Origin of the sequence: Streptomyces sp. NRRL F-2580 (genome assembly GCF_000720115.1) — a bacterium.
GTDB lineage: Bacteria > Actinomycetota > Actinomycetes > Streptomycetales > Streptomycetaceae > Streptomyces.
On the sequence record NZ_JOIR01000034.1, the window covers coordinates 1 to 17317 of the forward strand.

Consider the following 17317-nt stretch of genomic DNA (forward strand, 5'->3'; position numbering starts at 1 on the left):
AGCGCGGACAACGCTTCCCACTCCAGATCCGACAGCTCATGACGACGCACCATGCGACACATGATCCCCCATCAGAACTCTTTGAAGACAGTGCCTAGTCGGCGCTGGCAGGCTCGGTCTGCGGCAGCGCGCCGACCAGCCACGGCATGTTTCTGCGGTGCACGGCTATGAGCACCTCACGCTCCCCGTCCCGGCACTGGGCTACCAGGCACCCGCGACCGGCATCGCCGTGTAGGGCCATGGCGTCGGGGTTGGACGTCAACAGGCGTCGGACCCGCTCCAGCACCAGCCCGGCGGGCAACGGGGCGCGCCGGAAGGCGCCGGTGGGTTCGTTGGTGAAGGCGAGCACCCCCGGCCCCACCACGAGGTGGCTGTGGGCGGGCATGCCGTCAGGTCCACTGCGGTCACCGAGCAGCCACGCCTGGAAGACGTGCTCCCGCCCGTCGCGGCGCGGCTCGACCGCGACCGTGTCGCCCCGAGCTACCGCCCACAGATGGAAGGCCACGGTGACCGGCACTGTCATCGCGGCGGCAATGGCGGTCCAGCGCAGGGTTACGGCAACTTCGTCGGCGAGTACGGCCGTGGTCGACCCTGCCAACGCGATCGCCGTCGTCCCGAGGAGCGGAACCATGACCTGCCAGGGGGTACTGCGGCGGGAGTGTGCGGAGAAGAAGGCGGACCACACCACCAGCCACAGCAGTCCCAGGCCGAACGGGATCATGCCCATGGCCCAGGCCAGCGGCACCTGGTGAGCAAGGTGGGGGTTGTCGGTGGTGGGTGAGGTGCCGGCGCTTCGGCCGCTTCCGTATTCGACGTCGCGTACCTCACCGTGCCAGCTGATCAGTCGGACGCGTGCCCCCGCCGGGAAGAGGTCCCCTTCGTATTTGCGGTCGAGGGCGAGCACCTGGCGGGACCCGTCGGCCGTGGCGAAGATGATGTCGGCGTGCCGGAGGTGGGTTTCTTCGGTCCAGGGTCCCACCACGGTCGCGGGAGCCACGGTCAGACAGTCCCGCGTCTGCCTCTGTCCGCACGGCGTCGCGGCGTCGTACGCGCGGGCCGCGTTGACGGCGTTCGCAACGGGGCCGAGCAACAGCCCGGCCCCGGTCAGAATCGTCACCAGCGCGATCGTGCCGCCGACGACCGCGAGCCGCTTCCGCGACCCCCCGGTCGTCCCCCCATTGTTTTCGATCATGCTGGTCAGCATGCCCCTGTGGCCGCGCACCACCTCCGGCGGCGGCGGATCCGTTACGAACCCCGGACAGAGAGGCGCTGGTTCCGTCACGTGCCGCTAAACGGGAACAGGTAAGGGTCCACGGGAGGACGCGCCACCCGACATTCGGCGTCCGCGCGCATCTGACCACAGGCCCAGAGTGTCTCGGCATTGGCTCCGGGACACTGTCCTGGCTGCGATCTACACATGCCCGGCACCCCTGATTCCGATCCCGAATTTTGGCTGTGCCCGCAGGTCCGTGATGACTACGGCTCGATGAGGATGCGGGCTCTCAGGACGTGGAACGAGGCTCGGCCGTACATCTGCCGCTCGATCGTCTTGATGCGGTTGACGTGCCCCTTCTACGACGCCGGAGCTGTACTGCAAGGTCAGGCCCACGGTGACGGCGTCGATGTCAAACTTCATGAACCGGGCGAACCCTCGGATCGGCTGAGGCGCGTCACGCTCCGCGTCGCTGATCCAGTCGGGCAGCAGATGGCCTGTGCGGTCGCGTACCAGGGCGGTGAACCGTTGCGCGATCTCGCGGGCGCGTGCGATGTCCGGGCAGGCCGGACAGACGTCGTTGAGCCGGACCTCGTCGTTTTTGCTCAACGACTTACGGCGACGCATGATCCAGGATGTGATCGCGCGTAGGCATGGAATCGGTGCTGGTGCGGGAATGGCAGTGCCGTCCCGGAGCGTCGCGACGTATCGGCGGACCGTCTGAACGGTGCCTCCGAATCCACGCTCGTGGAACCGCTGTACCAATGTTCCCCGAGGCCGTAAATGCGTACACCTCGCCCTGGCGGCCGGAACGGATCGCCGCAGGTCGCGACGATCACGGCAGGGGCTCCGTCGCAGTAACTGCGGTAATTACTGCGGCAGTTGCGAACGCGTCTCCGCGATCGAGCATCCGCCCGAATGTGGTTCTGCTGTGCGGACTTGCGGGGAGGGGACTGTCAGTGCCCGACGCGGACCAGGCCTGGCGCCAGGCTGTCTGCCTGGATCATGCCCCCAGAGCCTCCGTCACGGGCAGGCACTCGGCGAGCAGGTCGACGACGTCGCGCCAGGCTCGCTGTGCGTGCTGTGGGTGGTAGCCGACGCCGGGGACCGCGGGGTGGTCGACCGGCGGGTGGTGGAAGGCGTGCAAGGCGCCGCCGTAGACCGCGAGGCGCCAGTCGACGCCCGCGGCCTGCATCTCAGCGGTGAACGCGTTCCATTGCACGGGCGGCATGATCGGGTCTTCCGACCCGACCCCGGCCCACACCGGGCAGCGAATGCGCGCCGCCTCGCCCGGCCGGCCCGTGGTAGTTGCGTTGACTGTCCCGATCGCGCGCAGGTTGACGCCGCCGCGCCCGAGTTCCAGCGCGACGGCGCCCCCGGTGCCGTAGCCGACGGCGGCGATCCGGTCGGGGTCGGTCCGCGGTTCGGTCCGCAGCACGTCGAGCGCCGCATGGCCGATGCCCCGCATCCGGTCGGGATCAGCGAGCAGCGGTATGCAACGGGCCAGCATCTCCTCGGGGTCGCCCAAATAGCGCCCGCCGTGAAGGTCGAAGGCCAGCGCTATATATCCCAGCTCGGCGAGAGCGTCGGCCCGGCGGCGCTCGACGTCGCTGAGCCCCATGCCCTCTGGTCCGAGCAGCACCGCGGGCCGGCGGTCGACACCGGCCGGGAGAGCGAGGTGCCCGGTCATCGTCGAACCGTCCGCCGGGTACTCGACCGTGCGCGTCGAAATCGTCGTCATGAGACTGGACTGTAGTGATCATCGAGCCCGGTCCGGCCGGTGTTCTGCCGCTGGCAGAACAGCGCGCGCGTCCCTCTGAAAAACGGGGGCCGGGCTCAGGGCTTCAAGATCATCCCGTTGCCCCTCTGACGCGTATCTCGGTCACACCCCTCAAACTGCAGGCCAACCTCCAGGAAGGCCGCCACGCACTGGCGCGGAAGATCTTCCACGGCAAGTACGGGCAGCTCTACCAGGACGGCATGGAAGACCAGATTGGTGCGCTGGGACTCGTCCTCAACGCCCGGGTGCTCTTCAGCACCCGTTACATGGACGCCGCCGTCACCCAGCTCCGCAACGACGGCTTCGATGTCCGCGACGAGGACGTGGCCCGCCTCTCGCCCTTCGTCCGCCACCACATCAACATGCTGGGCCGCTACTCCTTCTCCCCGCCGGATTCACCCGGGGCCTGCGGCCGTTGCGCGACCCGGACGCTGCGGAGGAGTAGCAGGACTGGTGGCGGGCGTGGCCTACGCGCCCGCCACCAGAGGCGCGGTCAGCTGTCTCTTTTCCGCGCCGTCAGTTGGAAGAGCCGAGCGGTGTGCATGTAGGGCGGGCGCGCGGTGGTAGCGAGTTCCAGTCGTTCGAGGTCGGCGTAGAACGCCGGGTCGTACTTTCGTGCGTCGTCGGTGATGTAGTCGCAGAAGCTGCGGATGCCGTAGTGCTGCACGTCCTGACAGCCGAGGCTGTGCAGGACGGGATGATCTCCTCGGCCGTGTACAGCGTCAGGGCTGAGTTGAACATCTGGGTTCGGACCTGGTCAGTGTCGAGCGCAGCCGCCGCGGCGGCCGGGTCCATCTCGCGAACGGTGATGTTCAAGGCCGCAGAATGCCGGTTGATCGCCATCGCCGAGAACAGGCCACCGGGCTTCAGAGGTGCAAGGGCCGTGGCGAGGGTGCCGGGCACGTCGTCCACGTACTGAAGGAGGTTGTGGCACAGCACCACGTCGAACTGTCCGGCGCTCGGACGGATAGGGTCACCGTGGTGTGTTTGAGCCACTTCTGGAGGGGTCACCGGTGGACATTGTCGCGATCATGGAGGCGCTGGCCGAGCAGGGCATAACCGTACTGTTCAAGGCTGATGCTGAGCGGATGGCAGAGAGGCGGAAGCCCTGGACGTTCGTGGCCAGTGGCGCCCCGTTGCGTGACGACATCCTCGTGCGTACCGATGCTGCGTCGGTGGAGCAGTGCCTGGAAGCCTGCCTGCCCCGCCTGCGCGAACTGGGCTTCACTTTTCCCGAGTGACGAGGCATGCCAGCTGGAGTGGAGCGACAACTCACCGTGTGTGGTCACCGGGGCGTATCGGCTCCAGATTCCGCCGGCCTCGGTGACCAGGCGGGTGGCGGTCTTGTCGTGGTAGCCGAGTGCTTTCGCGATGACGGGGGCCGGGGCTTGGAGGACGAGCTGACGGATCGCGGAGGCCCTGCTGCGGTGCGGTGGGACGCCGATCTTCCGCAGGTGGACTTGCAGGCTGACCGGGTTCATCGGCTGTCCGGGCTGACGGCCGGGGAAGAGCCACTGTGAACTCCTGCTGCTGGCGTAGGGCAGGTGCTGGCGAGAGTGCACGTAGGCCCGCATCAGGTCGGCGACGGGCTCGGGCAGCGGGGACAGCGGGTCTCCCAGCCGGACGGTGACGACGGTCTCGTCGTCGATGAAGTCGTCGATGGTGAGGCGGACGCTGCGGCTGACGGGTTGCGCATAGAGGAGAACGAGGGCGCCGGCGACCGGCGCCCCGGCCCGTACTGACACGCACGCCCCCGCCCCGGCAGCCGCTGTACGCCTCGGATCCGAGGCGTACCGGGAGATGTGGGCGGCCGTGTGGGCCGCGCTGCTCCGCAAAGAGTCCCCGGAGAGGGCTGCCGACCTCGCGGGCCGGCTGGCGGACATGCTGGCCATTCTGGGCGAGGACTACCGCCGTGACGACGTCCTCGCCTGGACCGGAGCGGTACCCGCTTCCAGCTGAGCGGACGTGCGATCGACGCCCGGGCGCCGGGGGTCGCCCGTCCGAGGCGGTTTCGGGGCAGGGCCGTGTCGCTTCTGCGGTCCCGGCATTGACCGGGCATGAGCACCATCAAGCGCGCGGCGGTGGCCGTGGTGGCGGTGGCGGCTCCGGCCGTTCCCTCCGCCACGGCGGCCCCGGCGTACAAGTGCGCCAGCAGCACGAAGGACATTGACGACACGAGCTATGACGGGCCGTGGCCGGACAACTGGAAGGTGACGGTGCGGAGGTGCGCGGCCCGGTCCGGGGGCACCGTTTATGCGTACGCCGAAGTGCGCTGGGATGGGGCCAGCTTCCACCTCGTGGATGACCCGACGATTTTCGACGGGGCCAAGCTGCGGGTGCAGATCAAGCAATCCCGCGAGGGCACCGACCCCGTGGTGGCCGAGCGCGTTTCCCCGGCTGGAGGCGCGGCTGGAGGACAGCACGTCCAGCCGGGCACGCACTGGCACCTACCGGATCGCGACCATCAGCCACCGGGCCGGCGCGGCCGCGCTCGGCGACTCGGTGCTGTTCCTGGACTGGCACGGCGACGGGCGGGGCCACCAACGCCACGACTACATCGCGTCCCCGACTGTCTGAACAACCTGTTTCTGAACCCCCGGACGTGGGTGCCCGGCAACCATCACGGCCTCGGGGGACATCGGTGCAGCGATTATCGAAACGAGAACACGTCCGGCGCTTGGCAAACTACCTGCGCGGCTCGATGGTCGAGGGCACCTGTCGGCGTACGCTTCAAAGTGCACCGGACGGTACACGCGAACGTGCACCACGCGTCATGGCCGATCTTGCTGGACTGTCACGGAGTGGCATTGCTGCCTCGGACGAGATCCTTGAGGAACTGTCGTTGGCCGTCCAGGAATCCGTCCGCGAAGAGCGAGCGGGGCGAGAAGAGCGCAGTGAGCGTGATCTTGAGGTCTGACTGCTCGATGGACTCCTTGAGAAGTGAATGGGTCGCGTCCGGATAGTACTTGGCCGTCAATGCACCGCCTGCGTCCAGCACATCGCGGTAGACGCGCTCCGTGTCGGCGGTGTCTACGTTGATGTCATGACCCGCGAGGGCCAGCAGCACCGGTACGCCGCGCAGGGCGCGAAGGTCTTGCGTGGCGTCCGCGGTGTAGTTCTTGGAGATGAAGCCCCAGCGATCGGCGGTCAGGCCGTCCGCGTCGCCGCCCATGGCCTTGACGTACTCCTCGAAGGTCGCGTGGCGTTCCAGCAGCCGTCGGGTGGTGTCGCTCTTGGCGATCGCCGCGTTGGTACGGCCTGCTGACGCGCCGTCGGCGCGCAGCTCGGCGAGGAGGTTGTAGCGGCCCTGCTGGAGCCAGTTGATCGCGGGTGAGACGGCGATGACGAAGCTCACGGACGTCTTGGCGGCGACCTTCGGCAGGACCCAGCCCGCCTGGCTGGCGCCCCAGAGCCCGATCCGGTCGCCGTCGATGTCCGGGCGGGCGCGCGCCCAGGCGATGGCGGCGGCTGCCTCGTCGGCCCGGTCGTCCATGGACTGGCCGAGCCAGTTCCCGGGCGCGCCCGCGACGCCGGGTTTGTCCCAGGACAGGGAGGCGTAGCCGGCCTTGGCGTTCGCTTCCCACATGGGCCTGTAGCCGTCGTCGTGGGTGGCGTCGACGGGGCCGTCGCCGTGGACGTACACGACCAGGCCGTGGCGTTTGCGGCCGTCCTTGGGGGTGGCCAGTACCCCGTTGAGGGTGTGGCCGCCGTAGCGGATTGATACCCGCTGCTCGTCCATGGCGTAGGAGTTCTGCCACAGCGCCACGCCGACGAGACCGGCGGCCACGACCAGGGTCGTGACGAGTGACCACACGGCCATGCGGAGCCCGCGCCGTCGGGGCTGGATCTTTGGATACATGGGATCTGACCGCCTCTGTTCGAGTGAGCGAACTGAAACTATCAGTACACGCACGATCGTCGTTGAAATGATAGCTTTGAGTTTCGGGTTGCAGTGAGAAAAGAGGGCACGGTATGGGACTGGACACGACGGACACCGGTACTGGACCGGTCACGGTCCAGCGGGGCCTTCCGGCCGGCGCCGAGCGGCGGGCGGCCGAGCTGTACTGGGAGGCTTTCGGCCGTAAACTCGGCCCCGCGCTGAACCCGCCGGACAAGGCGGTGCCCTTCATCGCCTCGCACCTGAACGCCGATCGTGCGGTGTGCGCGCTCCTCGACGGGCAGCTCGTCGGCCTCGCCGGCTACCAGCTTGGCGGCCGCGCCCTCACCGGGGGATCGGCCTCCGCCGTGCTGCGCGTGTACGGACACTTGCGGGGGCTGCCCAGACTCCTGCTCCTCGCCCTGTTCGAACGCCACCCGGCCCCCGGACAGCTCGTCATGGACGGCATCGCCGTGGACCCGGGCATACGCGGGCGTGGCGTCGGGAGCCTGCTCATCGAGGAAGTGGCCGCCGTCGCGGCGGAGCAGCACTGCCGGGAGATCAGACTGGATGTGATCGACATCAATCCGCACGCCAGGGCCCTGTACGAGCGGCGCGGCTTCACGGCCGTGCGGACCGCGCGCACCCCCTACCTGCGCGGGCTGCTGGGGTTCGGCGCGGTGACCACCATGCGTCGCGCCGTCGGAACGAGAGGGGCGAGAGAACTGTGAGCACCGAGGCGGACCACGTCGAGGTCCCCACCCGCATGCTCGTCCACGCGCTGATCCGCGAGGACGGCACCGTCGGCGCGGACGAGCTGTACACCGTCGCCAACACCCTGGGCATGAGCGACCAGCAGGTGCGGCTGTGCATCAAACGCCTCGTGGCCGAGGGCCGGTTCACCCACGAGGGCCGTGGCCGCAAGGCGGAGCTGCACGCGACCGCGGACACCACGCGTGCCCTGGCTCCCAACGCGGACTTCCTCCGGCACGCGTTCCAGCAAGACGCCGGGCTCGCTCCCTGGGACGGTGTCTGGCACCTGGCCGCCTTCGCGGTGCCCGAATCGGCGCGCACGGCCCGGGACGCCCTGCGTGAGACGCTCGTCCACCTCGGCGGCGCCCCGCTGCAGGGCGGACTGTACGTCTGCGCCAACGCCTGGGAACCGTACGTCGAAGAAGCGGCCCACCGCCTCGGCGCCCATGGTGCGCTCACCCTTCTCACCACGACCGACCTGCGCAAGGGCGACACCCGAGAGCCTGTCGAACTCGCCCGCCGCCTGTGGTCCCTGCACGAGATCGCCGACCGCTACCACCGCCTCAGCCGCATCGCCCGGCCCCGCCTCGCCCGGCTCACCGGCCCTGCCGGACTCTCCCCGTCCGCACTCCTCACCATCGCGGTCGAACTTGCCGCCGAACTCACCCGCGCCATGGAGCCCGACCCGCTGTTGCCGCCTCAGCTCCTGCCCCAGCCCTGGCCTGGCACCCAGGCCAGGGAGCTCATCGCCCGGTGCTGGGCGGTCCTGCACGAACGAGAAGGCGGCGAAGCCCGCCCAGCCCTCTTCCGCCTCTACGCGGACATCACCCGAGAAGCTGCAGACCGGGTCGTGCGCTGAAGACGGGACAGAGGACGTGCACTTTGAACGGCATGGCCCGTGCGCGTCTGGGCGGCTACTTCGCGGGCCTCGCCGAGGGCGGGCTCGCGCCCGACCCGGCGCTCGTGGCGACCGGCGATTTCACCGAGGACGGCGGCAGGGCTGGCGATGCGCGAGCTCCTGGAACGCAGCCCAGGCCTTGAAGCGGTCCTCGCCGCCTCGGACGTGATGGCGGCCGGCACGCTCGGCGTGCTCCGCGAGGCCGGGCGGCGGGTGCCCGAGGACGTCGCCCTCGTCGGGGTGGACGACTCCGTGGTGGCCCGTCTGATGGATCCGCCCCTGACGAGCGTGCGCCAGCCGGTCGAGGAGATGGGCCGCCCGATGACCCGGATGCTGCTCGAGAAGATCACGGACACGTCCGGGGCCGGTTCCGTGGGGCCGATGGAGCCGCACCGGAGCCTCCCGACCGAACTGATCGTGCGGGACTCCTCCTGAGGGCATGCCGGGGGGAGCCGTACGGAACCCGGAGGTTCGGTACGGCTCCCCGCTCTCACGGGCGGTGCGTCACAGAGCCGGGTGGGCGTTCTTCAGGAGCTCCTGGAACTGGGCCGAGAACCACCGGCCGGACAGGGGCGCGTTCGGGAGGGCACCCGACATGCTGTTGCCGTTGCGGGCGTTGCCGGTGTACGTCGGGTCGCACATCCGGTCGAAGCCCTTGCCCTCGTCGTTCGGGACCTCCTTGCTGGAGCCGTCGGACTCGCCCGGCGGCTTCATCCAGACGTAGGCGTCGATGCCCGCGGCCGGAGCGGCCTGCGGCCGTTCGCCGAGTCCGGCGCCGGACTGGTTGCACCAGTTTCCGAGGTGGATGCGCCGGTCGTAGCGGCCGCCGTTCACATAGGTGTTGACGTCGGTCGTCGCACCCGGGGCGGTGGGCCGGGCCGCGCCGCCCCACCCGTTGCGGGAGGTGTCGATCAGCATGCCGAGGTTCGCGTCGAATCCGAGGGAGACCAGCTTGGCGCGCATGGCCTGGGCGTACGACAGCTCGTCCGTGTACCGGTTCCAGTCGACCCACTTCGACTGGCGTACGGACACCCCGGCCACGGAGTCCTCGATCTTGAAGTGGTCTTCCTTGAGCGCGCTGTAGTTGGCGGTGTTGACGATGAAGCCGTGGACCTTGGAGAGCGTGGATCCCTCGGCGGTGGCGGCCTGCTTGAACAGCTCGGCCGAGGCGCCGAAGTTGTCGTCCCAGCCGAGCCAGCCGTGGTGGCCGGCGTCCACGTAGTTGTAGACGTTGGCGATCGAGCCGAGCTTGTTCAGGGCGTAGCCCACGCCCGTGATGTAGTTGCCGTTCGCCTTCATCACGTCGCAGTTGGGGGTGGCTGTAGGGCGGCCGGAGACGTTGGTGACGAGGTTGGGGAGGGAGTCGATCTCGACGGTGGTGACGATCCTGAGTCCGGCGTACTTGGGGTCGGCGAGGATCGCGGCGATGGGGTCGATGTACTCGGTCTTGTAGCGGCCGATCTCGGTCGGGCCCAGTTCGCCGTTGGACGCGAGAGCGGCGCAGTCGCGTCCCGGCAGGTTGTAGATGACCAGCTGGACGACGAGCTCGCCACTGCCCTTCTGGGCGAGGGCCGCGTCGAGGTGGCCGCGCAGGCCCATGGCGCCGCCCGTGCCCGCGATGGCGGCGGTGCGGTCCAGCCAGACTCCGGTGGGCTGGTTCGACACCTTGCTGCCGCCCGGCTCGGCGGCGGCCTTGCCCGACCACTCGGGGTTCACGTACACCTTGGCGCCCGCGTACGGGTTGTCCGCCTTGGTGCCGGACGGCGGCGGGGTGGTGGGCGGCGTCGTCGGAGGAGTCGTGGGCGGGGTGGTCGGCTCGGTGGCCCCGTTACAGGTGACACCGTTGAGCTTGAAGGCGGCCGGGACGGCGTTGGTGCCGCTGTGCGAGCCGTTGAAGCCGAAGGACGTCGAACCACCCGTGGCCAGGGACCCGTTGTAGGAGACGTTCTTGGCGGTCACGGCCCCGCCGGACTGGGTGATGCTCGTGTTCCAGCCCTGGGTGACCTGCTGTCCGTTCGCGTAGGACCACTCCAGGGTCCAGGCGGCGACCGGGTCACCGGTGTTGGTGACGACGACGTTGGCGCCGAACCCGTTGTTCCACTGGTTCGTGATCTGGTACTCGACCTTGCAGCCGGCGGTGGCGGCACCGGCGGAGGTGCCGAAGACGGTGGCGGTGGCGCCGGCGGCCGTGACCAGACCGAGGGCCGCGAGCAGGGCGGTGCGGCTGGTCGTGCGGTGGGTCGCGCGGGGCGTTGTACGGGGCGTCGTGCGGCTCATGTGGCGGGTACCTTTCAGTTCTGGGCGCGCAGGTGGTCGCGCAGCCCGGTGCCGAATCCGGTGGGTGTGCCGTCGTACGAGGTGATCAGGGCCGGTCCCGAGGAGCAGTTCCAGGTGTTCCAGGTCCAGCCGAGATACGAGAGGGCGCGGGCGTCGAACCAGGCCATGACGCGGTCGATGAACGCGTGTCCGCAGGTGTTCTCACCGATCTCGCCCGCCACCAGGGGGACCCGGGCGGCGACCGGAGCGAGTGACGAGTCCCAACAAGCCTCGCTGGAACAGGTGTTGAAGTTGTAGACGTGCCAGGCCGCGGCGAGATTGCCCGTCGGGTCGGTGGGGGACTGGGTGAGCCACTGGCTCAGGTCGTTGGAGTACGCGATGCCGGGGACCAGGACGAGATTGCGGGCGCCGGTCGCCCGGACGGAGTCCACGAGGTCCTGCATGCCGGCCACCTCGTAGCCGATTCCCGGGCACGTGCCACCGTCGCGCCAGCAGGTCCACGCCTGCCCGGTGGTGGGGGTCGCCCGGTCGGGGTACGGCTCGTTGAACAGGTCGAAGACGATCCGCCGGTCGCTCTTGAAGGCGTTCGCCACCGAGGTCCAGAACGCCGGGCTGTACCGGGCGTCCGGCATCGGCTTCTGGCAGGAGGCGTGGACGTCGGCGCAGCCCGAGGAGTTGCCGGTGTACTGGCCGTACGTCCAGTGCAGTTCGACCACGGGGGTCATGCCCCGCGCGAGGACCCGGCCGACCAGGCCCTTGACGGCGTCGACGTAGTTCGAGCCCCGGTACTCGGGCCTGATGTTGTCGAGGCCGAGCCAGCACTCCTCGTTGAGGGGGATGCGGACGGTATTGGCCTTCCAGTCGGCGATGGCGCGCACCGAGGCGTCGTCGACGGGACCGTCGAAGATGCCGTGGCCCTGGACGCACATGAACTCGCCTCCGGAGCGGTTGACGCCGAGGAGGCGGCGGGTGGCGCCGCGCTGGTCGGTGAGGCGGTTGCCGGTGACGGTCAGTTCGGGTGCCCCTGTGACGGGGCCGGGGGGATCGGCCGGACCGGTGGGTGTCGGCGTCGGGACGGTCGGTGAGGGCGGTGTGGTGGGGGTCGGATCCGGCCCGGGGCCCGTGGCGCAGGGCGTTCCGTCGAGGGTGAAGATGGTGGGCGCCGTGTTGGCGCCCGACCACGAGGCGATGAAGCCGGCCGTGACCTTCGCGCCGGTGCCGAGATCGGCGTTCCAGCTCTCGTTCCCGGCCGTGACGGCCGCCCCGGTCTGGGACCACTTCGCGCCCCAGCCCTGGGTGACGCCCTGCCCTGCCGGGAAGGCGAAGCCGAGGCTCCAGCCGTTCAGCGCGGAACCGTTGTTGGTGACGGTGACCGCACCCTGGAATCCGCCGGCCCACTGGCCGGCGACTGAGTACTCCACCGTGCACAGAGGGGCGGCCGCGGCTCCCGAGGCCGTACCCGTGACCGCGAACGCTCCGCTCGCCATCACAAGGGCTGCCCCGGTGAACAGCACGGACAGACGTGGGGGGTGGCGCATGAGCGACTCCTTGCAGCGAGGGCACGCCCTGACGGCGCGCCGACTGATGGAACCGCTCCCACTGGTTGGCCAGACCGTAGCGGCTACTGGCGTCAAGCAATAGAGGAGTTGACGAACTTCTCCGGCGAATGGCTTCGACTCTTCACGCACCTTGACGCCGTGTCGTCCCATGGGCACAGTGGGAGCGCTCCCACTGGTTCAGAGCCTGTGCTCCTGCTCTTCGCACACCCCCCGCTTCCCCGAACCGCGAGGAGAACACCGCATGCCACCACGCCGGCCGTGCAGGCAGCGCCCACCGCGCAGTTCGCCAGCCCGTCGGCCGCAGCCCTCTTCCTCCCCGCCCGGCCGCGGTACGCAGAACGCGGGCCGTGCAGTATGGCAGCCACCCGGCGAACCCCCGGCAGCCATAAGGGCATCGGCACGTCAGCTTCCCGCGGACGGACCCCGGGGCTCGCGGACGCCGCCCAGTCGAACGGCCGGGCCCTCCATGAGCGCCGCGGCGTACCGGCGGCGGTGCACGAGCGGCTCGGCCCACAACACCGCGACGCCCGCGACCGTGCCCACGACCAGCGAAGGGACACCGCCCCTGTGGGTGAAGGCGCCTGCGCCGGCCTCAGTGCCTTGGTCCACGAGCTCACCGAAGGCCGCCGGGCCACGTTCGAGCCTCCAGCGCTCACCGCTCTCCTGGACCGCGTCCGAGCGGCCCACCAGGCGGAGCACGGCCACGCCGGCCATAGCCGGATTCCTGACGCAGTGAGGTGGCCGAGGACTGCGGCCTCCTCATGCCCGAGCTCATCCCCCACCCTTGACCAGCCGCACGGCAAAGGCGAGCGCGGCCGTTTCCACTGGAAACGGGCCCGGCGATGACCGAGACACGTCCGGCCACGCGGGTTTCCCACCGCAGGCAGGTCCGCGCCGTGGGCGAGGAGTTGTGTAGGCATGAGCAGCTGTACGTGCGACTTCGGTGTCATGGTGGGACCGGCGGTGAGGGCCGCCGGCTTCCTTCGCCGCATTCAGGCCCGGGCCGACGGGAAAAAGCGCCGTGGCGATGACGGGACCACCCGCGACGTGCTGGACATCCTGTCCGGCCGGCTGGAGGGCGGCCGGCCGGTCCTGTTTGAGTTCGCCCACTGGGCCGGCGAACTGCATGTTCCTGTCACGCGACTTCGAGAGGTGCCGGCGTGGCTCGTTGAGCATGAGTTTGTGGCACTGGAGGGAGACGTGGACGGCATCGCCCGCCTGTGGGGAACCCGCCGAGCAGGAAGCGGACAACGGGGTCGGGCCGCCCGCAGGGACTGCAGCAGAGTGTGGTCCTCCGTATGGCCGTACAGGGCAACCAGGACGGCGGCGAGGCTGAGCTCTTCGGTGGGGCCGCTGCGGACTTCCTGCGCAGGAGTACGCGCAGGAGCTGCAGGTCCCCCGGCTGCCGTCGTACTGGGCCGCGCGCAGGACGGTGGCCCGCCGTACGGGATCGCTCGCAATCGCTCCCAGCAGTTGCGGTCCGCCCGCATCCGGACCAGATCAGCCCGGCCCGGAGCGAGGACCGCCTGCCAGAGCGGCGGGCGCAGAGGACGGTCCAGCAATTCGTACGCGCGGCCTTCGTCCGCGTTCACCAGCAAGGAACTCCGGCTCGGTCCGCAGGAGGGATTCCCGAAGCCTCCGCTGCAGTTCCCGTCGCGGGAGCTGGCGCAGACCCAACGCGCTGAGCAGCCTGCCGCGGTCAGCGTCCAGCTCCGGGCCGTAGGAGCCCCGGATCTCGTCTTCGGACCGCTCGAATACCTCCTCCAGCGCCTCGTCGTCGACATCGGTTGCCCGGTCGAGATGAGGCCCGCTTCGCTCTCGGAGCTCGCGTACAGCACAGCCCTGTCGGCACATGTGAAGTAGGTTCCGCCGGTGTCGTCGCCCGCCACGGCCCTCAGCGGCGCTCCGCTCGCCAGACGGACCTCTTCCACGTGCTCGGCCCTGTCGAGATCAAAAGCGAAGGATCCTGCAGCCAGCCTCGCCAGATCGGGATGCCGGCGCAGGACAGTGAGAACGTGGTCGGGGCATGCCGTGGCCGGACCGCAACAGCCGCCGCTGACACCAGACCGCTCTCCCCGCCCTATGAGGGTGCGGGAGCAGTGGGAAGCGGTTCGTCGGCGTCCGGCTCGTGCGGTGGTGCGCTGAGCTGGTCGCGCAGGTAGTTCCAGACGACGGCGACGAGCGCGGCCGCCGGTACGGCCAGCAGGCTGCCCACGACGCCGGCCAGGCTGCCGCCCAGCGTCACTGCCAGCAGGACCACCGCTGCGTGGAGGCCGAGACTGCGGCTCTGGATCATGGGCTGGAACACGTTTCCTTCGAGCTGCTGCACCGCGATGATGATGGCCAGAACGATCAGCGCGTCCGTCAGGCCGTTCGACACCAGCGCGATGAGCACTGCCACCAGGCCGGCGAACAGGGCTCCCACGATCGGCACGAATGCGGAGACGAAGGTCAGAACTGCCAGCGGCAGCACGAGGGGTACGCCTACGATCCACAGGCCCAGGCCGATGAACACGGCGTCGAGGAGGCCGACGAAGGCCTGGGACCGGACGAACGAGCCCAGGGTCTGCCAGCTGCGCGCGGCCACGACCGGGATGTCGGTGGCGAGCCGGCCGGGGAGTTGGCGGGTGAGCCACGGCAGGAAGCGGGGGCCGTCCTTGAGGAAGAAGAACATCAGGAAGAGCGCCAGGACGGCGGTGACCAGGCCGTTGAAGACGGTGCTCACGCCCGTGACGACGGTGGAGACCGCGCTGCCGACGCTGTTCTGGAGGCGGTCGATCGCGGCGTCGGAGGCGCCGGTGATCTGCTCGTCGCCGATGTTCAGCGGCGGCCCGGACGCCCACTCGCGCAGTCGTTGGATGCCCTCGGACACGCCGTCGACCAGTTCGCCCGCCTGGGAGGCCACGGGCACGGCGATCAGCGCCGCGATGCCTGCGGCCAGGAGGAGGAACAGCACGGTCACCGTGGAGGCGGCAAGGGCTGGCCGCCACCCGCGCCGGCGTAGGAAGTCGGCCAGGGGCCAGGTCAGGGTGGTGAGGAACAGGGCGACTATGAGCGGCCAGACGACCGACCACATTCGGCTCAGAATCCACAGGGCCGCCGCCGCCATGACCAGGACCACCAGCAACTGGGCGGAAACTCGTGCCGACGTACGGAGTGCGGCAGCAGCCTTCGCGGAGCTCAACGTGACAGACATGGGGTCACCCTATTCACAATTCCCTACCCCCTGGGCACCGCCGAAGACAGCCACGCACCCCGGCCCGCGACGTGGCCCGGCCAGGTCAAGAAGCGGTAGCCGGGTGTCCTCTGCGGTCGCGGGTGCCCATGACGGAATCGACCTTCATCAGCGCGCTCGAACCCGGGGCGCCGAAGGCGACTTGTTCTGCGGGTGCCGGTTCGCGCCCAGTGCCGACCGGCCTGCTCGGCCTTGGGGCGCCGACTCAACGAACGGGCCCCGGCACGCACTCCGGCATTGACGCAGGTCACGGCGACACCCCGACGTGTCCTGCCGCACAGGGCAAATGCCGTGGCCCAGCTGTTGTTGCGCGTGACATGATCGGCCGCATGATCGAATTCTCTGCACGGAAGGGCGGCCACCGCCCCCTCCGATGAAGTGGCTGGACGAGGCCTTGTCTGCGGGACAGGCCACGATTGCCGCCCACCCTGCCCGCATCGCGGTCCTCGACGCCATACGCGCCGACCGCACCGGCCCCGTGTCCGTCCGGCTGCTTCAGCTCTCCCGAGCCGACGACGCGTTCGTACGTCGTGAGGTCATGGACCTCCTGTCTTCCGCCGGGGCCACGCACCCTTGGCCTGATGCCGCCGAGGCCGCGCTCGCCCGACTCACCGACCCTGATGAAGAGGTACGGCGCCGGGCCGCTCATCTCGTCGTGCACGCCGGAAGCAACGAGGTTGCGCTCAGGGCTCTCGGTGAACTCACCGAGCCCGTGGTGCGTACTGCCCTGGCCGAGTGGCTCCGCGGCTCCGTCGCGCACCTGCAAGACGACTCCTTGGCCTCTGTCCGCTTCCTTGCCCGGCTGGAGACCCTGAGCGTCGCCCCTCCGCCGCAGTGGCTCTCTCTCGACAGGGCTCTGCTCGCCGATGCCCCGGAGGCCTCACACCACTTGGACGGCGTCGGGTGGCGCTGGGGTCGGGTCCTGTACGGGCTGGGGCGCGAGCGTCACGTCTACGCCCTGGTGACGCGGCTCCTCTGCGATCCCGCCACCCGGGACATCGGCGCCGAATTGGCCCGGGAGGCTTGTCATGACTGGCGGGCGGCCCCTGTCGAACTCCTGCCCCTGCTCGTCCGTCACTGCGGACGAGGCATCAGCTCAGCCATGGCCAAAGCTCTCACCACCGCCTCCCTCTCTGAGGCAGCGATGCACACACATGGCGCGCTGGTCGCCGAGGTCCCCTTCACTCCGTATCCCCGGGCCCGTCGGCCTTCCGGCAGTCCGACGCCGTCGTACGACAGCACCACCGCCGCCGCGATCCTTCAAGCCAAGCCCGTGGACACCGGGCGACTTCACCGCGCCCCTGAGATCTTCGGGGCCTTGCTGGACGCGGGTCCGCTGACCTTCCGGCAGGCTGCCCAGCTGTACAACCTCACCTTCAAACGGCCTGGACGCGTACAGGCGCTCTGCGCTCCACTGTGGCTGCGACACGCCGGCCCCACGGCTGTGCCCCGCGTTCTCGCTCTCATGACACCGCACCTCGGTGACTACGGGATTGGCGACTACTACTCGGAAGGCCTGGCACGCATGGGCCGACACGCGATACCCGCGCTGCCATCGCTGACGGCACTGATCGACCGGCGTACCCGTCTACCGGTCAACGACTCCACACGGGACGGCGAGACAATGCTGGACGAGAGCCTGCTCGCCGCCGCGATCAACGCCCGTCGCGCGATCCTCGCCGATGCCGCCTCCTGATCACCCTCGCCTCTCCACCCCGCCCTGGA

Annotated in this window: 16 protein-coding genes and 1 pseudogene; 7 read left to right on the forward strand and 10 right to left on the reverse strand. The window is 69.5% G+C overall.

From position 1 onward, the window contains the following. Positions 1-94: 94 nt before the first annotated feature. The 3 genes from IF88_RS0129790 to IF88_RS0129795 all read right to left on the reverse strand — a co-directional run bounded on the left by IF88_RS0129790 (position 95) and on the right by IF88_RS0129795 (position 2954). Entirely contained in the window at positions 95-1192 is a 1098-nt protein-coding gene (locus IF88_RS0129790; RefSeq protein ID WP_158754650.1) for a hypothetical protein, read from the reverse strand. A gap of 219 nt (positions 1193-1411) precedes the next feature. After that, positions 1412-1840, reverse strand: a complete 429-nt coding sequence (locus tag IF88_RS45790) for a hypothetical protein (protein WP_107050660.1) — start codon at positions 1838-1840, stop codon at positions 1412-1414. A gap of 376 nt (positions 1841-2216) precedes the next feature. Further along, positions 2217-2954, reverse strand: coding sequence for a dienelactone hydrolase family protein (locus IF88_RS0129795; RefSeq protein ID WP_030719273.1), 738 nt, complete (start codon positions 2952-2954; stop codon positions 2217-2219). 155 nt (positions 2955-3109) lie between these two features. On the opposite strand from IF88_RS0129795, the pseudogene IF88_RS44295 reads away from it, so the two are divergent. After that, positions 3110-3438: pseudogene (locus IF88_RS44295) on the forward strand (Tn3 family transposase); the annotation flags it as partial. Positions 3439-3509: 71 nt separating this feature from the next. On the opposite strand, the gene IF88_RS44300 reads toward IF88_RS44295, so the two are convergent. Together IF88_RS44300 and IF88_RS46800 are read right to left on the reverse strand one after the other, a co-directional pair. Next, positions 3510-4004, reverse strand: a complete 495-nt coding sequence (locus IF88_RS44300; protein WP_234323743.1) for a class I SAM-dependent methyltransferase — start codon at positions 4002-4004, stop codon at positions 3510-3512. Continuing rightward, positions 4001-4738: a site-specific integrase gene (locus IF88_RS46800; protein ID WP_051837788.1), complete on the reverse strand. Its 738-nt coding sequence runs from the start codon at positions 4736-4738 to the stop codon at positions 4001-4003. The genes IF88_RS44300 and IF88_RS46800 overlap by 4 nt, the downstream gene beginning before the upstream one ends. A gap of 55 nt (positions 4739-4793) precedes the next feature. Between IF88_RS46800 and IF88_RS46805 the strand changes: the two genes are divergently transcribed. Beyond that, positions 4794-4952: a hypothetical protein gene (locus IF88_RS46805; RefSeq protein ID WP_158754652.1), complete on the forward strand. Its 159-nt coding sequence runs from the start codon at positions 4794-4796 to the stop codon at positions 4950-4952. Positions 4953-5787: 835 nt separating this feature from the next. Here IF88_RS46805 and IF88_RS0129820 read toward each other — a convergent pair. Beyond that, positions 5788-6852, reverse strand: coding sequence for an alpha/beta hydrolase family protein (locus IF88_RS0129820; protein ID WP_030719277.1), 1065 nt, complete (start codon positions 6850-6852; stop codon positions 5788-5790). Positions 6853-6965: 113 nt separating this feature from the next. On the opposite strand from IF88_RS0129820, the gene IF88_RS0129825 reads away from it, so the two are divergent. From IF88_RS0129825 to IF88_RS41065, 4 genes are read left to right on the forward strand one after another with little or no spacing between them, the layout of a single operon-like run. Further along, entirely contained in the window at positions 6966-7601 is a 636-nt protein-coding gene (locus tag IF88_RS0129825; RefSeq protein WP_030719278.1) for a GNAT family N-acetyltransferase, read from the forward strand. 35 nt (positions 7602-7636) lie between these two features. Next, entirely contained in the window at positions 7637-8482 is an 846-nt protein-coding gene (locus tag IF88_RS0129830; RefSeq protein WP_051837812.1) for a PaaX family transcriptional regulator C-terminal domain-containing protein, read from the forward strand. A 32-nt stretch (positions 8483-8514) separates the two neighbouring features. Next, positions 8515-8664 (forward strand): hypothetical protein, encoded by a 150-nt coding sequence (locus tag IF88_RS49680; RefSeq protein ID WP_420711011.1) that lies wholly within the window; start codon positions 8515-8517, stop codon positions 8662-8664. Further along, complete coding sequence (locus tag IF88_RS41065; RefSeq protein ID WP_420711010.1) at positions 8600-8956, forward strand: substrate-binding domain-containing protein; 357 nt, start codon at positions 8600-8602, stop codon at positions 8954-8956. Before IF88_RS49680 ends, IF88_RS41065 begins: the two co-directional genes overlap by 65 nt. 69 nt (positions 8957-9025) lie before the next feature. Here IF88_RS41065 and IF88_RS0129840 read toward each other — a convergent pair whose 3' ends face one another. The 4 genes from IF88_RS0129840 to IF88_RS0129860 form a co-directional block, all read right to left on the reverse strand. Beyond that, the gene (locus tag IF88_RS0129840) at positions 9026-10798 is read right to left on the reverse strand and encodes a glycoside hydrolase family 6 protein (RefSeq protein ID WP_030719282.1); all 1773 of its coding nucleotides are present in this window, start codon (positions 10796-10798) and stop codon (positions 9026-9028) included. A 14-nt stretch (positions 10799-10812) separates the two neighbouring features. Then, the gene (locus IF88_RS0129845; RefSeq protein ID WP_030719284.1) at positions 10813-12336 is read right to left on the reverse strand and encodes a cellulase family glycosylhydrolase; all 1524 of its coding nucleotides are present in this window, start codon (positions 12334-12336) and stop codon (positions 10813-10815) included. 423 nt (positions 12337-12759) lie between these two features. Further along, positions 12760-13071 carry a hypothetical protein gene (locus IF88_RS0129850; RefSeq protein WP_030719286.1) on the reverse strand — a complete coding sequence of 104 codons (312 nt, stop codon included), beginning with the start codon at positions 13069-13071 and terminating at the stop codon, positions 12760-12762. A gap of 1366 nt (positions 13072-14437) precedes the next feature. After that, positions 14438-15553 (reverse strand): AI-2E family transporter, encoded by a 1116-nt coding sequence (locus IF88_RS0129860; protein ID WP_030719290.1) that lies wholly within the window; start codon positions 15551-15553, stop codon positions 14438-14440. Positions 15554-15986: 433 nt separating this feature from the next. Between IF88_RS0129860 and IF88_RS0129865 the strand changes: the two genes are divergently transcribed. Next, positions 15987-17288 (forward strand): hypothetical protein, encoded by a 1302-nt coding sequence (locus tag IF88_RS0129865; protein ID WP_158754654.1) that lies wholly within the window; start codon positions 15987-15989, stop codon positions 17286-17288. Positions 17289-17317: the final 29 nt, after the last annotated feature.